Here is a 23,482-nt window from a genome sequence, read left to right as displayed (position 1 = left end):
ATAAAAAAAGCCCCAACCATGACAACATGATTGGGGCTTTTTATTGTTTAAGTCTGTATATTGCTCAGGGCGGTATATTGCTTAAGGCTTCATATTACTCAGAGCTTCACTTTGACAATAGAAGCTCACTTTTTAGCTTTATTGCTTCTCGATACGCTGTAAAAACGCCTGCGTACGTGGATGCGTTGATAGCTCAAACATCTGCTCAGCGCTGCCTTCTTCGACCACATGACCATCTTCGATTAATACCACATGGTCTGCGACATCACGGGCAAAGTTGACTTCGTGAGTTACCACAACCATGGTCCAGCCTTCCGATGCCAATTGCTTCATCGTCTCAAGGACATCTTGCACCAGCTCTGGATCAAGCGCCGAGGTTGGCTCATCGAACAACAGTAATGATGGCTCAATAGCCAGCGCACGAGCAATACCGATACGCTGCTGCTGACCACCAGATAGCTGAAACGGATAGAGATCCGCTTTGTCTGACAGACCCACTTTCTCTAGTAAAACTAAAGCCTGTTCACGGGCTTGCGCTTTGGTTTGACCTTGAACCACTGTCGGTCCAAGCATTAGGTTTTCGATAGCTGTCTTATGTGGAAATAAATTATAAGACTGAAAAACCATGCCTGATTTGCGCTGCAGAGCCAATAAGGTTTTTTTCTTAGGCTTAGTAGCAAAGTCGACGCTCAAGCTATTGTCATCAAAAGCAATCACACCTTGATCAGGAATCTCCAGCGCATTTAAACAACGTAAAAATGTCGTCTTACCTGACCCTGAAGGTCCTAATATTACGATCACTTTGCCTTTATTGATCGTCAAGTCGATGCCTTTTAGCACCTGATTGCCACCAAAAGCTTTATGAATATTAGTGACTTTGATCATAAAAATTCCTGTTGTACTGATCTTTATTTGCGACTGTTTATTCTGAATCGCTTGTATGACTGATGGCTAATCCATCATTACTTACTAACAAGCACTTATTAATAATCGTTTATTAGCCATCAATTATTTTGCCACGTAGCGATCCAGTCGGGTTTCAAGTTTGCCTTGAATAAAGGTCAAGAACAAACAGATACCCCAATAAATAATCGCCGCTTCAGTATAAACCAGCATAAACTCATAGTTGCGTGCCGTAATGATTTGCGCTTGTTTAAACAGCTCAGTGACGAGTACCAATGATGCCAAAGAGGTGTCTTTTACCAAACTGATAAACGTATTGGATAACGGTGGAACAGATACCCGAAGCGCTTGTGGCAAAATAACGTGACGAAAGGTTTGCAGATACGTCAGACCAACCGTCGATCCTGCTTCCCATTGCCCTTTTGGTATCGATAAAATCGAGGCACGCACCGTCTCTGATGCATAAGCGCCGATATTTAGCGAAAAAGCAATAATTGCTGACGGAAAAGGATCGAGCTTTACTCCGACACTTGGTAGACCATAGAAAATAATAAATAGCTGAACCAACATCGGTGTACCACGAATCGCAGACACATAGATACGAGCCAGTCTATAGATAACCTCATGGAACACACCAGTACGCGGCACGATACGAATCAGCGCCACTGTCAGTGCAATGACTATACCAATCGTAAATGAGATCAACGCCAGTGGTATCGAATAGTAGATACCACCTTTGAGCATTGGCCAAAACGATGAGATGACAATCTGTGCCCGATCAGCACTCATAAATGGCAGTGCTGCCAAAAAATCTGCTAACCATGAGGCTGACATGACAGACGCCGGTATGATAGACACTGACATTACTTTTTCTGACTTATATCAGCACCAAAGAACTCTTCGCTAAGCTTGGTCAAGGTACCATCAGCGGCCAACGCTTCCATCGCATCATTTAGTTTTTCCACGACTGCGTCATCGCCTTTGATCAATACCAAACCTGAGCCACGTAGCTCACTAGCAGGAGCCGTCAGTTTAATCTCCATGTTTGAATCTGGGAATTTTTTGAGGTAGTCCAATACTGCTAGATTGTCATTCATGGTAAAGTCAGCACGATCTTGTTTGACCAACTGAATGGCCTGCGCCATGCCATCGACAGGGACGATTTCTGTTTCATACTTCTCTGCCATCTCGCCATAGTTACTACTTAATGATTGAGCCGTACGCAACCCTTTTAAACTTTCCCACGAGCTATAACGGTCGTCATCAGTCGGTGCTAGAACTACCGCACCTGACCAGCTATAAGGACTGGCTTTATCATACTTTGCTTTGCGCTCAGGCGTGGTCAAACTAACTTGGTTAGCCACCATATCGAAGCGTCCTGAATCCAAACCTGCCAGCATAGCATCCCATTGGGTTTCTTTGAACTCGACGTCTACGCCTAGTTTATCTGCTACTGCACGCGTTACTTCAACATCATAACCCGTTAGTTTTCCGCTCTCATCATGGTACGTGAACGGAGGATAAGTACCCTCTGTACCAACGTTGATGGTACCACCATTGTTGATACGTTGTAGCAAATCAGAACCGCCCGTTGCGGTACTGTCAGTCGCACTGGTATCAGCTTCGTTGGTAGTAGATTGACCGCAGGCAGCAAGCAACATAGTGCTGGCAGCTAGGGCTAATAGATTGCGACGTTTCATGGGGTTTCCTTCCGCGAATAGATGAATAAATACTCAACATACAGCAAGTAGAGGCTAGTAACAAACTAAAATCGCTGAAATATACGCGTGGTTTATGTGTCACGCTTCTCATTGCTCGGTAAATTTATTGTATTTTCTTGTGGCTGCAAGTTTTGAGGGCAAATGATGTATTTTTCAATACTGTTTCTCTATTATTTTTTAAATTTCAAAGCATATTCAGATGTTATTGCTGTTCAATAAATATCAGCTTATCGATATAGCCCCTGACTTTAGACAAGAAAATGTAAAAAATCAGTGGGCATACGTAAGGTGACCATCATAAATCGCCTGAAAACTGATAGCGTTCACCCGCATGCCACATCTTCACAAAGGTGACTACTTGACCTGCCGAGTAGGTTTGGCGGCACAATACCAGTGTTGGTGACTGCGAGGCAATTTGTAAAAAATCAGCAATGTCATCAGGAGCAGCCAATGCTTGAATAGTATAACTGCCGCGCTCTAGTGGACTCTTAGCAATTAAGTAATCACTGGTATTGACGACGCTAAAATCTTGCTCAATAAATTTTGGTACTTTATTGGCATCAACCCAACGCTCTTCAAACTGTATGGGCTGGCCGTCAGCAAAATGGATGATTTTGACCTCATATAGTACCGGTATTTCTAGTGCTGGTGTTTCATTGAGCACCTTGCCCTCACGACCATTTGGTACGGCAATATCAAACTTATCACGCATCGCATCGTCTAGCATATCAGCCGTAATAGCACGCTTACTCACCACCTTTGCCTCATAATCACGATTGGCAGATTTTAAATCCTCAGCGATGTTGCGCACCTCGACAAACGTATGATTAAACTGCTGCTGTGCGACAAACGTCCCTGACCCCTGCCGACGCTCTAGTACCCGCTCCTCGCTCAGCTCTTTTAGCGCGCGGTTCACCGTCATGCGCGACACCCCAAACTCCTCAGCCAGTGCCATTTCTGTCGAAATCGCGTTACCTGCTTGCCATTTACCCGAGTGTATATTGTCTAATATAGCGTTTTTTATGCGTTGATACGCCGGAATCGTCTTTGTCATGGCCATCTTTCACTGTTGTCTTTAATCCTAATAATGTCGACATAATATCATGAGACTGCAGCGCAATTCTCAATCGGAACCTACCTACACAACATATTTTTCAGATCAATAACAAAAATAATTGCCTCACAAATAAAAAGTACTTGCATGAAAAAATAATCTTTGATAATTTGTATATACAACTTTACGACAGTATCAATAACCCAGCTCATATAGCAATTAGCCAAGTGTATTTATAGACTGAGCGTAAACCACTTATTTTCATTGCTCTAGCACCTTAAAATATTTCACAAGGATTTGACCATGACTACTGATAGCAATAGCAAAAAACCTACTCGCCGTGATGAGAGCCGCGAAATCGCCGCGCCCACTGGCAGTACCCTACATTGCAAAAGCTGGCTGACCGAAGCGCCCTATCGCATGCTGCAAAACAATCTGCATCCTGATGTGGCCGAAAACCCTAAAAGCCTAGTGGTGTACGGTGGTATTGGACGCGCAGCCCGCAACTGGGAAAGCTATGATCAAATTCTAGAGTCGCTAAAAGTGTTAGAAGACGATGAGACCTTATTGGTACAGTCAGGCAAACCAGTTGGCGTGTTTCAGACACATGAAAACGCACCGCGCGTATTGATTGCCAACTCTAACCTTGTACCACGCTGGGCCACGTGGGAGCACTTTAACGAGCTCGATCGCAAAGACTTGATGATGTATGGTCAAATGACAGCTGGTAGCTGGATCTATATTGGCACGCAAGGCATCGTGCAAGGTACATATGAGACCTTTGTAGAAGCAGGTCGTCAGCATTATGACGGTAGCTGGGCAGGACGTTGGATTTTGACCGCGGGTCTTGGCGGCATGGGCGGTGCGCAGCCATTAGCCGCGACTTTTGCAGGTGCAACCTCACTGAACATCGAGTGTCAGCAATCTAGTATCGATTTCCGCTTGCGTACTGGTTATGTCGATAAGCAAGCTGATGACTTAGACCATGCTTATGAGCTCATCAAACAGCATACCGACGCGGGTGAAGCGGTCTCTATTGCCCTACTTGGTAATGCAGCAGATATCTTGCCAGAGATGGTCAAGCGCGCCAATGCTGGCGGTATGAAGCCTGATCTAGTGACCGATCAAACCTCAGCGCATGACTTGATCAATGGCTATCTACCAAGTGGCTGGACAGTGGAAGCATGGAAAGCTGCGCAAGAAGATTCAGAGCAACATGCAGCATTAACCAAAGCCGCCGCTCAGTCTTGTGCCGTACACGTACAGGCGATGCTAGATTTACAAGCGATGGACATTCCAACGACCGATTATGGTAATAATATCCGTCAGGTGGCTTTTGATGAAGGCGTTAAAGACGCTTTTAATTTCCCAGGTTTTGTCCCCGCTTATATTCGTCCGCTGTTCTGCCAAGGCAAAGGCCCCTTCCGCTGGGTGGCGCTGTCAGGTGATCCAGAAGATATCTATAAGACCGATCAAAAAATCAAAGAGCTGTTCCCTGAAAACACCCATATCCATCGCTGGTTAGATATGGCAAAAGAGCGCATTCAGTTTCAGGGTTTGCCTGCCCGTATCTGCTGGTTAGGATTGGGTGAGCGTGACAAAGCAGGTTTAGCCTTTAATGAAATGGTCAAAAACGGCGAGCTAAAAGGCCCTATTGTCATCGGTCGTGACCACTTGGATACGGGTTCTGTTGCCAGCCCAAACCGCGAAACTGAAAGCATGAAAGATGGCTCAGATGCGGTATCTGACTGGGCATTATTGAATGGTATGCTCAATGTCGCAGGCGGTGCCACTTGGGTATCACTACATCATGGCGGCGGCGTTGGCATGGGCTACTCGCAGCACTCAGGTATGGTCATTGTCGCAGATGGCACTGATGCCGCTGCCAAACGCTTGGCACGAGTACTTGTCAACGATTGCGGCTCAGGGGTTATGCGTCATGCCGATGCAGGCTATGAGCTGGCGATCAAAACAGCCAAAGACTATGGTCTAAATTTGCCGATGGTTAAGTAGCATACCCTTTATCCTTATAAGTGATTACTTGACATAAGGATATCATCGACATTTTATCAAGGAGGATAATATGATTGAGCAAAATACGACACTAAATCTCAAGGATGCAGCAGCGACACCAACTGAAGCACTACTGTCTAAACCTATAGCGTTACTGCAATTGATAGTCTTTAGTGCTATCGGTTTGGTCATGTTCTTTGTGCCATTTACCATTGGTGAGAAAAGCACGATTTTGTTCGATCATGGGGCAACTTATCTGGTCAATCAGCAGCATACATTGTCTGTGATGTTATTATTTTTATTGATGATCTTTGGGGTAAGCAAGCCATTTATAGACGGCTCATGGCGTAAAAATATCACCCACATGATTATGACTGCTTTTAAAATCATTGGTCTGATACTGGCAGTAATGTATGTGGCTGACGTAGCGCCTGCCTTTATGATGGAAAAGGACATGCTGCCGTTTTTGTTTGAAAAACTGGCATTACCAGTCGGTATGATTGTACCGCTTGGGGCATTAATTTTAGCATTTTTGGTGGGTTTTGGTTTGCTCGAGATGGTCGGTGTGCTCATGCAGCCGATCATGAAACCTATCTGGAAAACCCCAGGTTCATCAGCGATTGATGCTGTCGCATCCTTTGTTGGTAGCTACTCTATCGGGCTGCTCATTACTAATCGCGTGTATTTGCAAAAGCAATATTCAGCGCGCGAAGCCATTATCATTGCGACTGGATTTTCGACCGTATCAGCGGCATTTATGGTCATTGTTGCCAAAACGCTTGGTCTGATGGAGTTTTGGAACCTGTTTTTTTGGTCTACGCTAGTGATTACCTTTATCGTTACTGCGATTACTGCTCGTATTCCACCCATTAGCCTTGTAGATGATAGCGTTGAACGTCCCGCTTTAGACCATAAAAGTGGTACACGTTTGGCGGCAGCATTTGATTTGGGTTTGTCCACTTCGCGCCGTGCCACTGACCTAAAACAAATCTTATGGTCTAACTTTCGCGATGGGCTGACAATGGCAGCGGCGATTGTGCCTTCTATCATCGCGGTTGGCTTGACAGGATTGATATTAGCAAAGTATACGCCTGTATTCGATGCTTTAGGCTTGCTTCTTTATCCATTTACATGGCTTAGCGGCTTACCAGAGCCTCTGGTTGCCGCCAAAGGTATGTCAGCGGGATTGGCTGAAATGTTCTTGCCAGCACTGCTCCTCAGTGAGGCTGATATACTGACTCGCTATGTTGCAGGGGTCATCTCTATTAGCAGCGTGTTGTTTTTCTCTGCCATGATTCCTTGTGTGCTTGCCACTGAAATACCATTATCTGTCGGCAAAATGGTCATTATCTGGTTTGAGCGTGTGGTACTCAGTATTTTATTGGCTGCGGCATTCGGACATCTAGCCATGTACTTCAACTGGATTGGCTAAAAAAACAAATTTAATAACAAGTATTATGTTAACTAAAAACATTTAAAAAACGTCATTTCAACAAAGACATGAATCAAAAATAATATAACCCATATGTCTTACAATACTAGGATCACCCTATGAACGATATCAAAAAATTAACGCTACACCCTCGCCAGCTTAGCTTTAAGATGCTACGTGATATCTATGAGCAACCTGTCATATTGACATTACCTGAGAGTGCTTATAAAGCTATCGATGCCTCACACGAAGATGTGCGTACGATTATTGCTCGAGACAAAAGCGCTTATGGAATCAATACTGGTTTTGGCTTGTTAGCAAAGACGCGTATCAGTGATGATCAGCTTGAGCTACTTCAGCGCAATTTGATCGTTTCTCACTCAGTGGGTACTGGTGGAGCGTTACCAGACAGCGTCGTGCGACTGATTATGGTGATGAAAGTTGCCAGTTTGGCTCAAGGTGTCTCTGGTGTGCGTCGCGAGGTAGTAGATAGTCTACTGGCCTTAATCAATAATCAAATCACGCCAAATATTCCGGCAAAAGGGTCTGTTGGTGCTTCTGGTGATTTAGCGCCTTTATCACACATGACACTTGCAATGATGGGTGAAGGTGACGTGTTTGTCGCTGGCGAAAAAGTGCCTGCAGCAGAAGCTCTAGCTCAACATGGACTTGAGCCAATTACCCTAGCAGCCAAAGAAGGCCTCGCGCTTATCAATGGTACGCAAGTTTCAACCGCGCTAGCATTACGGGGTTATTTCTTAGCGCGTGATTTGCTTGAGACCGCCACCATCGTCGGCTCACTGTCGATTGATGCTGCCAAAGGATCGGACTCACCATTTGATGCGCGTATTCACGAAGTACGTGGCCATCATGGTCAAATTGAAATCGCCAAAGCACATCGTCAACTGATCAAAGGCAGTGCCATTCGTGCCTCACATGATGGCGAGCAAGACGATAGAGTTCAAGACCCTTACTGCTTGCGTTGTCAGCCGCAAGTCATGGGTGCCTGTCTTGATATCATCAATCAAGCAGGTAAAACGCTACTAATCGAATCCAATGCCGTCACTGACAATCCGCTAATTTTTAATAACGAAGATGGCCCAGTGGCTATATCAGGTGGTAACTTCCATGCTGAGCCAGTCGCTTTTGCCGCTGATATTTTAGCCTTGGCAATTGCCGAGATTGGTTCTATGTCTGAGCGCCGTGTGGCCTTACTTATCGATGCGACGCTGTCAGGTGGTCTGCCGCCATTCTTGGTTGATAACGCTGGGGTCAACTCAGGCTTTATGATCGCCCATGTGACAGCAGCGGCACTGGCTTCAGAAAACAAATCTATCGCCCATCCGGGTAGCGTCGATAGCATCCCAACCTCTGCCAACCAAGAAGATCATGTCTCCATGGCGACCTATTGCGCACGCCGCTTATACGAGATGGCGCAAAATACTGCCACCATTATCGGTATTGAGCTATTGGCTGCCGGTCAAGGGATTGATTTTCATCGCGGATTAGAGACATCAGAGCCGTTGACTGTGGCGCATCAGAAACTGCGCGAGAAAGTGACTTTCTATGATAAAGACCGCTACCTAGCGCCTGATATCGAAGCGGCCAAGCAATTGGTATTAGACGGTACGCTTGCTGAGCACTGGCAGTCATTACGTAGCAACTGGTACGAGTCTAAATAAGCGTTAGATAATAGAAGGGAATGAGCAATGGCCATTACGAAAATTAGCACAACCGTGAGTCACACAGCGGCTGACATGATGCTGTGGACTGGCCGTGCAGAGCCATTTGAGACGGCACGTGCCCGCTACTGGTATCAGCTCGTCCAGCCTTACGAGGATCAAAATATTGGGCTAATCGGCTTTGCATGTGATCAAGGGGTTAGGCGCAATCAAGGCCGCGTGGGTGCGCGAGCTGCCCCGCCGCTGATTCGCCGAGCGTTTGCGACGCTGCCAGTGATTGCGTCGTTGCAGACACGCTATGACAATCAACTGGCAACATTGCTAGGTGATGCAGGCGATATCTATTGTCATGACGATGATGACTTTGCTGCGCACACTCTTGAGCAAGCTCAGCTCGAATATGCGGATAAGGTGAGCGCTATCGTCAAACAAGGCGGCTTGCCCATTGGACTTGGTGGTGGTCATGCCATTGCGTACGGTAGCTTTTTAGGATTATGGCAGGCATTAAAAAACACAAACGATACCACTACCGCACCGACCATCGGCATTATTAATTTTGATGCGCATCTTGATATTCGTCAGTCGGATGTGGCGACCTCTGGTACACCTTTTCGGCAAATTGCTGAGCATTTATCAGCACATGAGCAGCCTTTTCACTATTGCTGTATTGGCGTCAGTCGGTTCTCTAACACGGCAGCGCTGTTTGACCGCGCTGAACAATTGGGTGTACAAGTCATTAGCGACGAGGACTGTCAGCAGCAGCCTTGGCAGGTACTTGCCGATCAGGTTATAAGCTTTATCAATCAGGTTGATGTGGTTTATCTAACCATTGATATGGATTGCTTGCCTGCCAGTGTTGTGCCCGGTGTGAGTGCCCCAGCAGCTTACGGTATTGAGCTTGGGTTTGTTGAGCGCATGGTAAAAACCATCATGGCTACAGGCAAAGTAAAAATGACCGACATTGCCGAGATTAATCCTAATTTTGATATTGATGGGCGCAGCTGCAAGGTCGCTGCTCGACTACTGGCAACTATGGTAGAGCAGCATTTACTAGTCATCTAGGTTTATTGTCCAAGCTCATCGTCTAGGTTCGTTGATTAAATTCATTGCTTAGCTTAGCTTTGCCCTCTCATCCCGACCAATAGACACCACTGGCGTCCAAACAATAAGGAGCACATTATGAATGATTTCAACAATACGACAGCAACCATATTCGATGATGCCACCATGGCATCGTTTCATCAAATTATCATCAATGCCAATCTTGCCACGTTTTCTGCCCATTACGGTTTTAATAGCAGTGACCATGTACCTTATGGACAACTGGAAGATGCTGCCATCGGTATTATTGATGACAAAATTGCGTGGATTGGCTCTAATAAACAAATAGCAGAGCACCTGTCACATTACTCAGCAGAGCAAATCAAAAATGCTCATGGCGGCTGGGTAACCCCCGGATTTATCGACTGCCATACCCATATCGTTTATGGTGGCAACCGCAGCAATGAGTTCGAGGCGCGCTTGCAAGGCGCTAGTTATCAAGACATTGCTGCACAAGGTGGCGGCATTGTCTCAACCGTTAGTGCAACCCGCGCCGCTAGTGTTGAGTCGTTGTTTGCACAAAGTGAAAAGCGCCTACTCGCACTCATAAAAGAAGGCGTGACCAGTATCGAAATCAAATCGGGCTACGGCTTAGATTTAGACACTGAGCGCAAAATGCTCATGGTTGCTCGCCAGCTTGGTGACAAACACAATATACATGTGAGCACAACGTATTTAGCGGCACATGCCCTACCACCTGAATACAAGTCTCACATGCAGGACCGCTCGGATGAATACATCGAGCAAGTGTGCGAGTGGCTACCTATTTTGCATTCAGAGGGTTTGATCGATGCGGTCGATGGCTTCTGTGAAAACATCGCCTTTAATACTGAGCAAATCAGACGCGTTTTTGAAGTGGCACGCTCATTAAATGTACCAGTCAAACTGCACTCTGAGCAATTATCTGACATAGGTGGTAGTGCCTTGGTTGCTGAGTATCAAGGGTTATCCAGCGACCATCTAGAGCATTTATCAGAAGATGATATCAAAAAAATGGCTGCCAGCAATACCGTAGCTGTGATACTACCTGGGGCGTTTTATACATTACGTGACACCAAATTGCCACCGATTGAGGCGCTACGCAAACATCAGGTGCCAATGGCGCTTTCTACCGACTGTAACCCTGGCACTTCACCGCTCACCTCGCTTTTGTTAACGATGAACATGGGCTGCACGCTATTTTACTTAACCACTGAAGAGGTTTTGGCAGGAATTACTGTTCACGCAGCACAAGCATTGGGGCTATCTAATAAAGGTAAAATAGAGGTCAGCTGTGATGCAGATTTGGCACTATGGGATATTGCCCGTCCTGCCGATTTGGCTTATCAGATGGGGCTAAACCCTATCCAATGCACTATGGTTCAAGGTAAGTGGCGCAAGACGGTGTAACCTTTCTACCTTTACCTATCACCATTAAAAAAGCCACTAGCTAGTATGTTCATCTGGTGGCTTTTAATTTATCTGGTTTGGATATTTCTACTAGGCCATGTCTTTATTTCAAAAATGGTGATAAAAATGAGATAAATTGCCGTCAAACAAGAAAAATAATGCAGATAATATCGCGATATTAACCCGCTATTTGACGATGTTTGGCAAGATTTAGCTATTTTTAGCCCATGTAGATGACTATCGGGTGAATTGAAGACATGCTCTAGCGCTTATATTTGTTGGCAAACGTCTCACCTGTATTGGCATCCACATTGATACCAACGATCTCATCGCCTTTCAGCAAGTCAACTTTGTAATACAAAGGGTGAGCATCATAGTCGCGATCTGCTTCAAACTCGACTTCTAATGTCATACCGCCTATTTTTTTCTCAGCGATACCTATCGCACTCATAATATTTACTTTCGTACGATGCTGTACGTTGTAGTCGTTAATATCGTCGCGATCTAATCGCTCAGTCTCAGTCCCAATGACTGCTCCCGTCATTGCATCCACTACTACTTCATAACTATCGCTAGCCGTGCTAAATTCTATTTCATATATGCCATTTTCTGTATCATCATCATCTTCGTCATAATCAGCCCCGATTAGCATACCGGATGCCTGTGCGGTTGCGATAGTAATCGCTTGCTTTAAACCAATCTTGGTCGCTTGTGCTGCTTTTACCTCAGTAGACAGACTGGTTTGAGCCGCCATTACAGTCGTGCTCATGACACCTGTAGTTAGGGCGAATGCTAGGCCAGCACCTAAAGTGGTCAATTGTATTTTTTTAGACAGTTTATTCATTAACTTATTTCCTTTACTTATCACTTACTTTTATAAGCCATTTTTATAGTGTACTGCTATAACCCAATGAAATAATCTCTTTTCATTATCGATAGCGTTTAATGCCATTAGCTATACACTTATGTTAACGAGATTTTCTACTTGCTATAGGATGAAAAAGTATCAAAGTGTAATCACACTGTTTGAATAACCAATCTAAATATAGTACTGATACAAGTATCTATGTTCGATGAGCAGGCGTATGGTGTCGATAAAAAAATACTGCATTTATCGTCTTAGGATAAATGCAGTATGGATGTTCTCAACACTTACGTGGAGCAATAGACTAGAGAGTCTTAGTTTAAGATACCAAAAGCCACCAATGCATCAGCCACACGTTTAAAGCCAACCATATTAGCACCCGCCATATAGTCGATATAGCCATTGTCAGTTTGACCATATTGCTCTGAGGCATTAGCCGCACTATTATGAATATCTTTCATAATACCTTTTAAACGCTCATCGACTTGCTCAAAGGTTTGATATTGACGGACGGAGTTTTGCGACATCTCAAGCGCAGACACAGCGACACCACCAGCATTTGCGGCTTTACCAGGCGCATAATGGACGCGATGCAAGCGAATATAATCAATCGCTTCCGCAGTTAGCGGCATATTGGCACCTTCAACTACATACGTTACACCATTTTCAACCAATCGCTTAGCATCTTCTGCACTCACTTCGTTTTGAGTGGCACATGGCAACGCAATATCAGCCTCAAACTGCCATGGTTTTTGTTTGGCAAGCCATTCGCCACCATAGACATCGACATACTCTGCTAATGGTTTGTTTTGATATTTTTGTTTTTTGAGCCAATTAATTTTCTCTTGATTAAGACCTTGTTCATCGTACAAAGTCCCTTGTGAGTCAGATACCGTGATAGCTATACCGCCAAGCGCATTCACTTTTTCAGCGGCGTGGAGTGAGACATTTCCAGCGCCTGAGATAAGTACTTTTTTGCCTTTGATGTTATCACCTTGGGCGATAAGCATGTTTTCTAAGAAATAAACGGCACCGTAGCCAGTCGCTTCTGTGCGCATCAAACTGCCACCGAATCCCACGCCTTTACCAGTAAGAACACCAGTCGACTCACGTGTCAAATTTTTGTACATCGCAAACATATAGCTGACTTCTCGACCACCAACACCGATATCACCAGCAGGCACATCCATATCTTTACTTACATAGTGATATAACTCACGCATAAAGGCATAGCAAAAACGACGGATTTCACTATCCGTTTTACCTTTAGGATCAAAATCAGAGCCACCTTTACCACCGCCAATCGGCAAGCCCGTTAAAGCGTTTTTAAAAATTTGCTCAAAACCTAAAAACTTCAGTACTGACTGATTAACCGTAGGGTGAAATCTAAGACCGCCTTTGTATGGTCCTAACGCATTACAGAACTGAACACGCCAACCACGATTGACTTGCACGTTGCCTTTATCATCTTCCCAGTTAATCCGAAAGCCAAATACCCGATCAGGCTCCACCAAACGCTCAAATACTTTCAAAGTATTGTATTCAGGATGAGCATCATATAAAGGCTGAATCGTAATGGCCACCTCTTTTACTGCCTGAATGAACTCTGGCTGATGCGCATAACGTGCTTCGACTTTTTTGATGGCCTGACTGATACTCATATATTTCTTCCTTAGGATCAAATGGTGATTGTACTTATTTACATCAACATCACGTCATATAAAGGCTGACGAGGAAATTTTTAACGCTGATATAAAACTGAAATCGCTTCTATACAAGGTTATGTATAGAAGCAAGGGGGATTAAAAACTGATTATGTATGTGACTACATTACACATATAGAGATAAAAACTATTTTTATTCCATAATTATATATCATTTTTTAGGTACATAAGTCTAGTAAATATCATCATCATGAAAGTTTATGATCAATAGCTAAGGCATATCCTTAATTCAATCAATAGTCGCTTAAAGCGTTTAAAAATGATTCAGCTTTATCATTGATTTTCAAATAAGAACACACCCTACAAGTATCTTAACGCAACTAAAGACAGTAACATTTTACTGGCATGCTAGGCACTTGTATTAGCTTTTACCAAAAAAATAAACACTTGTTTTTATTTGTATATAAATTTAAGATAAAAGGTCGATAAAATATAACAAACGGTAAAAAAATATGGAAAAATGGCTTTTTTTCCGTTGCAGTATATATCAATGTTAACAACAAGGGTTTATAATCACCCGTCTATACAACATATAGTTATGTCTTTTTCAACATTATCAATAGCTATTCTATCAATCCCACAATCTATCATAGAGAAAGCGATATGCGTACAGACTCATTCCAGCAAATTTTGGAAGACCTAAACAGTTCATCAACGGATGTTGAAGCATCTGCCTTAATTTCTAACGATGGTCTTATGATTGCCTCAGCACTACCAACAGGCATTGACGAAGACCGTGTTGGTGCAATGTCAGCAGCTTTGCTGTCATTGGGCGATCGTGCAGGCCGTGAGTTGGCGCGTGGTAGTATCGATCGTATTATGATTCAAGGCGAGCAAGGCTACGTTATTATGACATCATCGGGAGATGAGGCGGTACTGACGATTATGGCAAAACCAAATGCGAAACTTGGTTTGATATTCTTAGACATCAAGCGTGCATCAGAAGCCCTTGCAAAACTTATCTAATGAGCGATTTTAGAGGTTTGTTAAACGAGAAACCTTACTTTAAATCAAAACTGAGTGACTGTCTCATAAAAACTATTTAAGATAATACACACTATTTTATAAGATCAGTGCTTAAATAAGTGTTAGGGTCAATAATAAGCTAAAACTCTATTCACTATAAATAACATTCTCGACAAGTTCCACATAAAGCTGGCTTTTTAATCATTATGAATACAACGATCCATAAAGGAGATTACTATGGGTTCTCCAATCCCTGATGCACATAAGCCTGATATGCCTGCTAAGCAGATTACTATAACTTACCATGATGGCACCTCACGCACTGTCTATGACACGGGTATTGAACGCCCTTATCCTGATGGCAAGCTGATTGTATCGCGTACTGATTTGAACGGTATACTGACACATACCAATGATGCTTTTGTTGAAATTAGCGGTTACACTATTGATGAACTAATCGGTCAACAACATTACATTTTGCGCCATCCTGATATGCCAAAAGCTGCTTATAAAGACTTGTGGAGTACTGCAGTCTCTGGACAAAAGTGGCATGGCTATGTCAAAAACTTGTGCAAAGATGGTAGTCATTACTGGGTCTATGCTACTGTCGTGCCGAATGTTCGTCACGGCAAAACAGTAGGCTATACATCAGTACGACGCAAACCATCACGCAGCAAGATAGAAGCAGCGATAGCGTTGTATGCTGAAATGAAAAAAAATGAGGAAGATTGAGTCATGACGACACATAATATGTTAATCGCCCCAGATTTTTCGCCTGAGCGTTTCGCAGGCTGGCACATGTTCAATACGTTGATTCAAAAACGTGCTAACTTAAATATGCACTTGAACATTCCATCCTCACATGATGAGCAAGAGCAAGTCATTACTGCTGGTAACATTCAAATCATTTATGCCAACCCTTTTGATGCAGCAACATTGATTCGTGAGCAAGGCTACCGTGCAGTCGCCCGCCCTATCGGAAAATCTGATGAGATGGTCATTGCCGCTGCAGCAAAGAGCGATATCAACTGCTTAGAAGACATAAAAACTGGCGCTACTGTAGCAATGGCCGATAACCGTGATGTTAAACTAGTTGGCCTACGCTTATTAGAAGCCATTGATATAGAAGAAGCTGATCTGACTTGGGATATCACTGAAACTTATCAAGCAGCAGCTCGAAAAGTCATTAAAGGCGAGGCCCAGGCTGCCTTTTTTTTAGCAGAGATATTTCATAGCTTTTCTCGTCTGACCAAAACTCAACTATCAGTACTTATCGAAAGTGATTTGGCTGATATCAGTCATGTACTGCTTATTAAAGAGGATTTCCCTGACACCGAAATCTTTATGAATGCCATTCTCAATCTGCATAATGACGACGATGGTAAAGAAGCATTAGCAGAACTGGGTATGCCTCATGGATTTGAAGCGATGGATGAGGAAGATGCTGAATTTATGATAGATTTAATGCAGACCTTGCTTGACTAGTTTTTCATTGAGATATTGACATATTGCATCGTTTTGCTTGCTTAGGTCATAGCCTATTGCACCTTAATGGTCGCTATATAATATGAGCCATACAATAGCGACTATGACTTACAAGGACACTATTATGTCTGATTTAGATCTTATCAAAGAAAATGAGATGGAAGCTCGGCGAGTATTTCGTTTATACTCACGTAAAGTATTTTTGGCACCCAACAATCGTCATTTTCACGAACAACGTATCAATGCTGCGCTATTATTGAACGAAAAAGAGCCTTTACAAGGTGCCGTTGCAGACTTTTTTTATGGCTGTTGGTATGATATCCCTTATGATGTAAACAACTTGTTTATTCGTGTCAAAGGTCGGCTTTACCCTCATATTGAGCAAGGGTTCCGCGAATGTATCAATAAGAAAAGATACATTCAACGCAATAGTATGCTCGCAACCCGTTGGAGCGTGTTGGTTTCGCCTTCTCTCAATGAACAAAAGCGACGACTACGTATCAGTAGCGATGATGCCAAAGAAATATCTAAGGACATCACAACTGAACTGATGCAAGCACGTGATGATGAAGACTGGGGTACAATTGAGCAGATCGAAAACGAATTTTTTGCTCACTGTATCGCACGCAATGATCGGCTTGCCTTCTCTTTAGTATGGTTTCGCTTAGGCAAAAGCGACTGGCAGTTTGATGAACGTTGGAATAACTGTCAACAAAACCTTGATCAAACCCAAAACATTAAAACTTAATTTATTGCCTATTTATAACCTTTATTATAACGGTAGCTGCTATGTCTTCTTATTTAAATGCTGATAAAACGTATCTGACTTTAACTCCAGCCGGTATTTTTGAGGCATTTTCTCAAAGTGAACCCACTGATAAGCAGTTATCATTACAAGACTTACTGTCTTATGCACAGACACTGCTCGCAGCCGAATGGCTAGAACGCTACTCTGATGAATGGTTGCAAAACTTTATCGAGCAAGGTTGGATTGAAAAACTGTCCTTGCTTTTACCAGCACCTAATCTACCACTAGATCAGTTCTTACCCTACGTGGTTGCTAGCTTGTCAGGGAAACGCCGTGCCGCCATCGGCTCTGATGAAGGATTCTGTTTGGCACGCATTGGCTACAGCCAAGAAGAAGCCGATATGTTGAGTGTCGCAGCGGCTGACTTTTCAGGATTTATACTACGTCAAAAACAACGTGGTTGGGCAGTAGAAAGCCAAGCCATCTCGTTTTTTCAGCAGGTTGATATGTTGATTCCTGAGACCAGTTTTGTGTTTTTATGGATTGATGGTTCAGGCTACGTACTCATCATCGATGGCGAACCTCTAACCAACAGCCGTGCTTTTGTAGAACTGGTATGGGCGTTAAAAACTTCAGGATTAAGATTTCTTAGCTAAAATTTCTTAGCTAGAGCATTAAACCATCTAACATCATACATGCAACTGGCCCTAGGGTCTGTTGTTACCGTAGACTACTCTATCAATCTGCTACAACGTCACTTTTGCCTGATACTTAACATACTCTAATGTTTCAATTATCAACGTTAATGCCCTGCGAATTAACAATTCATACCTCTTACTTCGTCATACTGTCTTCTATCAATATTCTGTTTTGGGATATTATCCAATACTTTCGCTTAACTGGTCAGCATGCTTTATTAGGTTTGTTGGCTCTCTATGACTTATGAAATTTATGGTTTATAAAATTTATGGCTTATGAAACAGTCATAACCTGCTAGCTCTCAACAACAGGAGTCTATATGTCCGTTAACTCAACCCACCCAATTATTGTATTTGATGTCAATGAAACCTTGCTAGATATTGAGACCTTAACCCCTTTATTCACTCGCTTATTCGATGACAAGCTCATGCTAAGAGAGTGGTTCGCTCAACTGGTACTCTACTCTCAAACCATGACGCTATCAGGGCTGTATGCACCTTTTGGTGAGCTAGGTGTTGGCGCCTTACAGATGACTGCTGATATCCATAAAATCACGCTGACAGATGACGATATCACAGAACTCAAAACACTCATGGGAAAAATGCCGGCCCATCCCGATGTCATACCTGCATTGACCAAGCTACGTGATGCAGGGTTTCGACTGGCGACATTGACCAATTCAGCAAGTAGCACCTCTCCTTCACCACTCGAAAAAGCCGGTATCAGTCAGTTCTTTGAGCAGCAATTCAGCGTAGAAACTGTCGGAAAATTCAAACCCGCACCTGAGACTTATCAAATGGTCGCCAAGGAAATGTCTGTTGAGACGTCAGATTTATGCCTCGTAGCTTCTCATCTTTGGGATACGATAGGCGCTCAAGCGGCTGGTTGCCAAGGTGCATTTCTAAAACGCCCTCATAACGCTATGTTACCTGCGTCCAATGTACCGACACCGAATTTTATGGCCTCAGATCTTGTCACGCTTGCTAAGAAAATCATACTCGATGCTAAAAACTAGAGGCTGTTAAACAAGAAAGCTATTACCGTCAATAATTAAAATTTTACCGCCACTGCTCCTGAGTAATTTTATATAGCACATGCTCAGCAAGTGGATGGTTAGACTCAAGCATTGGATGATAAAAGTTTTCTTGCGTATCAGTCATGCCAATGCGCTGCATGATTAATTGCGAGTGCTTGTTAATAACAGCCGTAAACGCGACGACCTCATCAAGCATTAACGTTTCAAATGCAAACGTTAATGAAGCTCTTGCGGCCTCCGTTGCATAACCTTTTCCCCAATAATCTTTGTGTAGTCGCCAAGCCATCTCTACAGCAGGTGCAAAAGGCATATCAACATGTGCTTCATTTAAGCCAACCATACCGATAAAGGCATTCGTCTCTTTTAGGCTCACGGCCCAAAATCCCCAGCCTTTATCTTCAATAAGCTTTGAACATTTATTGGCTATGGCATCGCTCAATTTTGGTGACAGTGGCTTGGGAAAATACTTCATGACGTCAAGATCAGCATTCATTTCAGCAAAGACAGGTAAATCACTCGCCTGCCACTGTCTAAGATAGAGACGTTCCGTTTCTATTGTCTGAGGTTTCATACTGTTTGACCTTTTGCTTTATGCTTTATGCTTTATGCTTTATGCTTTATGCTTTAGCCTAAAAAAATACCGCTTCCATCTTAGAAGTGGTATTTTTATCATTACTATAGGCGATTTAATATTAAAAAATACAGCGATACGGATTATATTTTGCGTAGCCTCTGTCTGCGTAGGCACAGCAAGCAAGAAAAATATAACCGATATCGCGTGGTTGTATTTGTATTTTTTATTTAGGGCTGACTATCGTTTAAAAATGGATAACGGTACGAATGCTCTCGCCCTTATGCATTAAGTCAAAAGACTCATTAATGTCTTCCAATGGCATGGTATGGGTGATGAACTCTTGTAATGGGATCTCACCTGCCAGATAACGTTCAACGTAGCCTGGTAATTCTGAACGACCTTTTACCCCGCCAAATGCTGAGCCACGCCAGACGCGCCCAGTCACAAGTTGAAACGGACGGGTAGAGATTTCTTGCCCTGCACCTGCGACACCGATGACGACCGACTCGCCCCAGCCTTTATGGCAGCACTCAAGTGCTGAACGCATGATATCGACATTACCGATACATTCAAATGAATAATCCACACCGCCATCGGTTAATTCCACGATGACTTCCTGAATGGGCTTGTCGTAATCTTTCGGATTGATGCAGTCAGTCGCACCTAATTTTTTGGCCAATTCAAACTTGCTCTCATTAATATCAATTGCAATGATACGACTGGCTTTTGCCATCGCAGCACCGATGACTGCCGATAGACCAATGCCGCCGAGACCAAAGATAGCAACGGTCGCACCCTCTTCGACTTTTGCGGTATTCATGACCGCACCCATACCCGTGGTGACACCACAACCCAGCAAACAAACTTCCTCTAACGGTGCTTCTTTATTGACCTTGGCCAAAGAAATTTCTGGCAAAACCGTATATTCAGAGAAGGTTGAGCAGCCCATATAATGATAGATTGGCTTACCATCTTTATAAAAACGCGTGGTGCCATCTGGCATTAGGCCTTTACCTTGGGTTTCACGTACCGCCGAGCACAAGTTGGTTTTGCCCGACGTACACATTTTGCAGACTTTACATTCCGCTGTATATAAAGGAATCACATGGTCACCAACTTGCACGCTAGTCACGCCCTCACCGATCTGCTCAACGATACCGCCACCTTCATGACCTAAAATCGCTGGGAATACGCCTTCTGGGTCTTCACCAGAGAGCGTAAACGCATCGGTATGACAAACACCACTTGCTACGATTTTTACCAATACTTCGCCTTTCTTTGGCAGCATCACATCTACTTCTTCGATAGATAGTGGTTCATTTGGCCCCCAAGCGATGGCGGCTTTAGATTTGATAAATTGATCTGACATAGCTGTCTCTCTTTTTAGTTCGTTATTAGGCATAGCCTGTTGGGGCCAATATCTGAAACATTTCGAAGCGGATACTTCTCATTATAGTTATTTCTAGCATGATAACAATATGCTATATTTGCAAATAACTTTTACATATTGGTAATAATCATGCGTTGGGATGGGGTCAGTGAGTTTGTTTATGTTGCAGAATACGAGAGCTTCACGCGCGCCGCCAAAGAACTAGGTATCTCAACCGCACAAGTCAGCCGACAAATCAGTGCATTAGAGAAACGGCTTAATATTAAACTGCTATATCGTACAACACGAAAAGTCTCACTCACAGAAGAAGGACGTGTTTTCTATCAACACTGCCGTGGTGTATTAGACGGCTTAGATGCTGCTGAACAGGCGGTCAGTCGCTTTCAATCAACGCCACAAGGTCGAATTAAACTAACGGCACCTATGACGTATGGCGAGCAGCAATTATTACCGCTGATCAATGATTTTATGGTGCAGTATAGTAATATCGAAGTAACAGCGTTTTTGAGTAATCAAATGATTGACTTGATTGATGGTGGTTACGATTTAGCGATTCGCATCGGTAAATTAAGCGACTCAACGATGATGGCAAAGAAGCTCAGCCATCGCACTAACTTTGTCTGTGCCGCGCCTTCTTATCTCGATACATATGGCACGCCTCACTCTCTGAATGATTTGAGTCATCATAACTGCTTACTGGGTACTCGTGATTATTGGTACTTTAGAGATGCCGACCAAATAGATAGCGATCAAAAAACCAATAACAGTGTCAAAGAAAAAAACTTGCGTGTCTCTGGAAACATCCAATATAACAATGGGCATAGCCTAGTCGATGCCGCTTTGAAAGGTTTGGGTGTCGTCCAGCTGCCTGACTATTACGTGCAAAAGTATTTAGAATCAGGGGAGCTGATAAGCTTATTGGATGACTATCGAGAGCCAGAAGAAAGTATTTGGGCTATTTATCCGCACAATCGTCATTTATCACCAAAGATTAGGTTGCTGGTAGACTATCTGGCAGAACGTTTGGCTTAAGAGTCCGTTAACGCACTTTGTCATGATGCTTTTTATTGTGTGCGTTGTTATGCGTGTTGTTATGTTCGTTGTTGTACTCGCTATTATTTGAGTTGCTATGCAAGGCTGATTACGGATAAGCTAATTACGGATAAGCTAATTACGGATAGGTTGATTACACACAAGGTTATGATGCACAATGAATGTTCGATGTTGCCAACTATTACGGATAACCAATCACCATAAAAAAGGATGACTCATGATTAAAATCGTCTCTATCGCTGCTTTGGCTTTGGCCATGACGGCTTGTGCCAGTGTTGAAAACGTTCTAAATGCACCCACCTCTTCGCTAAAAACCACGACAACGGCTATCAATGCTGAAAAAGGCTTGGTAACCATGCAAAGCAATCATTCCGTGCAAGATACTGCCGATAAGCTGGTCTCAGTTATCGAAAGCAAAGGCATGAAAGTATTTGCGCGCGTCGATCATCAGAAAAATGCACAAGGTGTCGATTTAACCTTACGACCAACCCAGGTCATTATGTTTGGCAACCCTAAAGCCGGTACGCCCTTGATGAACTGTGAGCAGACTGTCGCCATTGATTTACCACAAAAAATCCTCATCAGCGAGGATGCTGATCAAAAAGTATGGCTGTCTTATAACAATCCTGAATATCTCAAAACCCGCCATAATATCGAAGGCTGTGATACCGTCATTGATAATATCTCAAAAGCATTAAATGCGGTCAGCACAGCAGCGGTTGCTAAGTAATACTACACTCAAAAAACACGACCTAAAAAAACAGAAAAGGTGGGTTAGCCAAAACATAACCCACCTTTTTATTTGTTTATGCATTTATTACAAACAATCGGACTGTGCTATTTGTGTATGTAATTCTACTTTTAGCTTCTTTGCACACTCGATAATTTTTCTTCGATCGGCAGGAATTGCACCATACTCAATCGCTGTTTCTCGCATCTGCACAGTGACATCATAATGCGGATAACTGGCGTTACGATGAAACAGGCGCGCATCTAATTCAATCAATGCTGCAAAATCATGCAATTCTTGTAATGTATCAGCTAATAGATGACACCACTTATAGCCTTTAAATTCTATTTGCATAAAATCCACATATATCGCCATCTCAGTTACCTGTCTTATTTATCGTATTGCTTTAGATTGAAGCATCAATCAGCTTCAACAATAGGAAACACTCTGTCGTAAACCCAATTAAAGACAAAAGCATATACTAAATAAAATGTCGCCATAGCGATATCCATTTTAAAAGCTGCCCACAAACTGATGTCCAAATACCAAGCAATCGCTGGCAAAAACAGCACTAGCAAACCACCTTCAAACAGTGCAGCATGTAGTACTCGTATGGCAACCGTCTTTTTTACCTCACCACGTAGTTTAAGCAGGGCGTTATCAAATAAGATATTATAAAAATAATTCCATACCGTCGCGACGATAGAGCCAGTCAATGCTACGACGCCCATGGAATGCAGCTCAAAACCAAATACCCAACTTGCCAGCGGTGCAAAAATCAATAGACCGATGAGTTCAAACCCTACAGCATGACGAATACGATCTTTAGTGCTACGCATGGCTCGTTCCACACCTATCTCTCATTTATCCACTCGCTATCGTTAATAAGTGCGACTGGCTAATAAGTACTGCTATAA

The 23,482-nt window shown here is 43.4% G+C and carries 23 protein-coding genes; 13 read left to right on the top strand and 10 right to left on the bottom strand.

The window, feature by feature from the left end:
* Positions 1 to 138: 138 nt before the first annotated feature.
* The 4 genes from ACT3RN_RS04820 to ACT3RN_RS04805 all read right to left on the bottom strand — a co-directional run bounded on the left by ACT3RN_RS04820 (position 139) and on the right by ACT3RN_RS04805 (position 3,684).
* Entirely contained in the window at positions 139 to 885 is a 747-nt protein-coding gene (locus ACT3RN_RS04820) for an amino acid ABC transporter ATP-binding protein (RefSeq protein ID WP_192518854.1), read from the bottom strand.
* Between the two features lie 123 nt (positions 886 to 1,008).
* Complete coding sequence (locus ACT3RN_RS04815) at positions 1,009 to 1,737, bottom strand: amino acid ABC transporter permease (RefSeq protein ID WP_442060603.1); 729 nt, start codon at positions 1,735 to 1,737, stop codon at positions 1,009 to 1,011.
* Positions 1,738 to 1,766: 29 nt separating this feature from the next.
* Complete coding sequence (locus ACT3RN_RS04810; protein WP_192518855.1) at positions 1,767 to 2,603, bottom strand: amino acid ABC transporter substrate-binding protein; 837 nt, start codon at positions 2,601 to 2,603, stop codon at positions 1,767 to 1,769.
* 316 nt (positions 2,604 to 2,919) lie between these two features.
* Positions 2,920 to 3,684: a UTRA domain-containing protein gene (locus ACT3RN_RS04805; RefSeq protein WP_192518856.1), complete on the bottom strand. Its 765-nt coding sequence runs from the start codon at positions 3,682 to 3,684 to the stop codon at positions 2,920 to 2,922.
* Positions 3,685 to 3,981: 297 nt separating this feature from the next.
* Between ACT3RN_RS04805 and hutU the strand changes: the two genes are divergently transcribed.
* The 5 genes from hutU to hutI all read left to right on the top strand — a co-directional run bounded on the left by hutU (position 3,982) and on the right by hutI (position 11,295).
* Positions 3,982 to 5,691 (top strand): urocanate hydratase, encoded by a 1,710-nt coding sequence (gene hutU, locus ACT3RN_RS04800; protein WP_192992109.1) that lies wholly within the window; start codon positions 3,982 to 3,984, stop codon positions 5,689 to 5,691.
* 70 nt (positions 5,692 to 5,761) lie between these two features.
* Positions 5,762 to 7,123 (top strand): YjiH family protein, encoded by a 1,362-nt coding sequence (locus ACT3RN_RS04795; RefSeq protein ID WP_087814300.1) that lies wholly within the window; start codon positions 5,762 to 5,764, stop codon positions 7,121 to 7,123.
* A gap of 119 nt (positions 7,124 to 7,242) precedes the next feature.
* Positions 7,243 to 8,805, top strand: coding sequence for a histidine ammonia-lyase (gene hutH, locus ACT3RN_RS04790; protein ID WP_087814299.1), 1,563 nt, complete (start codon positions 7,243 to 7,245; stop codon positions 8,803 to 8,805).
* Positions 8,806 to 8,832: 27 nt separating this feature from the next.
* A complete protein-coding gene (hutG, locus tag ACT3RN_RS04785) occupies positions 8,833 to 9,867 on the top strand; it encodes a formimidoylglutamase (protein WP_192518858.1) in 1,035 nt (344 codons plus the stop codon).
* 117 nt (positions 9,868 to 9,984) lie between these two features.
* Complete coding sequence (hutI, locus tag ACT3RN_RS04780) at positions 9,985 to 11,295, top strand: imidazolonepropionase (RefSeq protein ID WP_192518859.1); 1,311 nt, start codon at positions 9,985 to 9,987, stop codon at positions 11,293 to 11,295.
* Positions 11,296 to 11,557: 262 nt separating this feature from the next.
* Here the strand turns inward: hutI and ACT3RN_RS04775 are convergent, their stop codons facing one another.
* On the bottom strand, positions 11,558 to 12,139 hold the full coding sequence (locus ACT3RN_RS04775) for a PepSY domain-containing protein (RefSeq protein WP_192518860.1): 582 nt from the start codon (positions 12,137 to 12,139) through the stop codon (positions 11,558 to 11,560).
* A gap of 335 nt (positions 12,140 to 12,474) precedes the next feature.
* Entirely contained in the window at positions 12,475 to 13,821 is a 1,347-nt protein-coding gene (gene gdhA, locus ACT3RN_RS04770) for an NADP-specific glutamate dehydrogenase (RefSeq protein ID WP_192518861.1), read from the bottom strand.
* Between the two features lie 666 nt (positions 13,822 to 14,487).
* Between gdhA and ACT3RN_RS04765 the strand changes: the two genes are divergently transcribed.
* From ACT3RN_RS04765 to ACT3RN_RS04740, 6 genes are all read left to right on the top strand, one after another.
* Entirely contained in the window at positions 14,488 to 14,850 is a 363-nt protein-coding gene (locus ACT3RN_RS04765; RefSeq protein ID WP_192518862.1) for a roadblock/LC7 domain-containing protein, read from the top strand.
* A 237-nt stretch (positions 14,851 to 15,087) separates the two neighbouring features.
* Entirely contained in the window at positions 15,088 to 15,582 is a 495-nt protein-coding gene (locus ACT3RN_RS04760; RefSeq protein ID WP_192992261.1) for a PAS domain-containing protein, read from the top strand.
* Positions 15,583 to 15,585: 3 nt separating this feature from the next.
* The gene (locus ACT3RN_RS04755; protein ID WP_192518864.1) at positions 15,586 to 16,335 is read left to right on the top strand and encodes a PhnD/SsuA/transferrin family substrate-binding protein; all 750 of its coding nucleotides are present in this window, start codon (positions 15,586 to 15,588) and stop codon (positions 16,333 to 16,335) included.
* A gap of 124 nt (positions 16,336 to 16,459) precedes the next feature.
* The gene (locus ACT3RN_RS04750; RefSeq protein WP_192518865.1) at positions 16,460 to 17,083 is read left to right on the top strand and encodes a hypothetical protein; all 624 of its coding nucleotides are present in this window, start codon (positions 16,460 to 16,462) and stop codon (positions 17,081 to 17,083) included.
* 41 nt (positions 17,084 to 17,124) lie between these two features.
* Positions 17,125 to 17,739, top strand: coding sequence for a hypothetical protein (locus ACT3RN_RS04745; protein WP_192518866.1), 615 nt, complete (start codon positions 17,125 to 17,127; stop codon positions 17,737 to 17,739).
* Positions 17,740 to 18,101: 362 nt separating this feature from the next.
* On the top strand, positions 18,102 to 18,797 hold the full coding sequence (locus tag ACT3RN_RS04740; RefSeq protein ID WP_192518867.1) for a haloacid dehalogenase type II: 696 nt from the start codon (positions 18,102 to 18,104) through the stop codon (positions 18,795 to 18,797).
* Between the two features lie 43 nt (positions 18,798 to 18,840).
* Here the strand turns inward: ACT3RN_RS04740 and ACT3RN_RS04735 are convergent, their stop codons facing one another.
* On the bottom strand, positions 18,841 to 19,389 hold the full coding sequence (locus ACT3RN_RS04735; protein WP_192518868.1) for a GNAT family N-acetyltransferase: 549 nt from the start codon (positions 19,387 to 19,389) through the stop codon (positions 18,841 to 18,843).
* 247 nt (positions 19,390 to 19,636) lie between these two features.
* Positions 19,637 to 20,761: an S-(hydroxymethyl)glutathione dehydrogenase/class III alcohol dehydrogenase gene (locus ACT3RN_RS04730; protein WP_225739114.1), complete on the bottom strand. Its 1,125-nt coding sequence runs from the start codon at positions 20,759 to 20,761 to the stop codon at positions 19,637 to 19,639.
* A gap of 150 nt (positions 20,762 to 20,911) precedes the next feature.
* Here ACT3RN_RS04730 and ACT3RN_RS04725 point away from each other — a divergent pair, with 150 nt between their 5' ends.
* On the top strand, positions 20,912 to 21,814 hold the full coding sequence (locus tag ACT3RN_RS04725; protein WP_192518869.1) for a LysR family transcriptional regulator: 903 nt from the start codon (positions 20,912 to 20,914) through the stop codon (positions 21,812 to 21,814).
* Positions 21,815 to 22,052: 238 nt separating this feature from the next.
* On the top strand, positions 22,053 to 22,565 hold the full coding sequence (locus ACT3RN_RS04720; RefSeq protein WP_192518870.1) for a DUF302 domain-containing protein: 513 nt from the start codon (positions 22,053 to 22,055) through the stop codon (positions 22,563 to 22,565).
* A gap of 87 nt (positions 22,566 to 22,652) precedes the next feature.
* On the opposite strand, the gene ACT3RN_RS04715 is transcribed toward ACT3RN_RS04720, so the two are convergent.
* A complete protein-coding gene (locus tag ACT3RN_RS04715; RefSeq protein WP_192518871.1) occupies positions 22,653 to 22,940 on the bottom strand; it encodes a DUF4031 domain-containing protein in 288 nt (95 codons plus the stop codon).
* A gap of 44 nt (positions 22,941 to 22,984) precedes the next feature.
* Positions 22,985 to 23,404, bottom strand: a complete 420-nt coding sequence (locus ACT3RN_RS04710) for a PACE efflux transporter (protein WP_192518872.1) — start codon at positions 23,402 to 23,404, stop codon at positions 22,985 to 22,987.
* Between the last annotated feature and the right edge of the window lie 78 nt (positions 23,405 to 23,482).

This window comes from Psychrobacter sp. AOP5-GZ1-6 (assembly GCF_052376345.1).
Taxonomy (GTDB): domain Bacteria; phylum Pseudomonadota; class Gammaproteobacteria; order Pseudomonadales; family Moraxellaceae; genus Psychrobacter.
The sequence above is the reverse complement of the archived record's forward strand: the minus strand, read 5'-3'. Positions and strand labels throughout refer to the sequence as shown.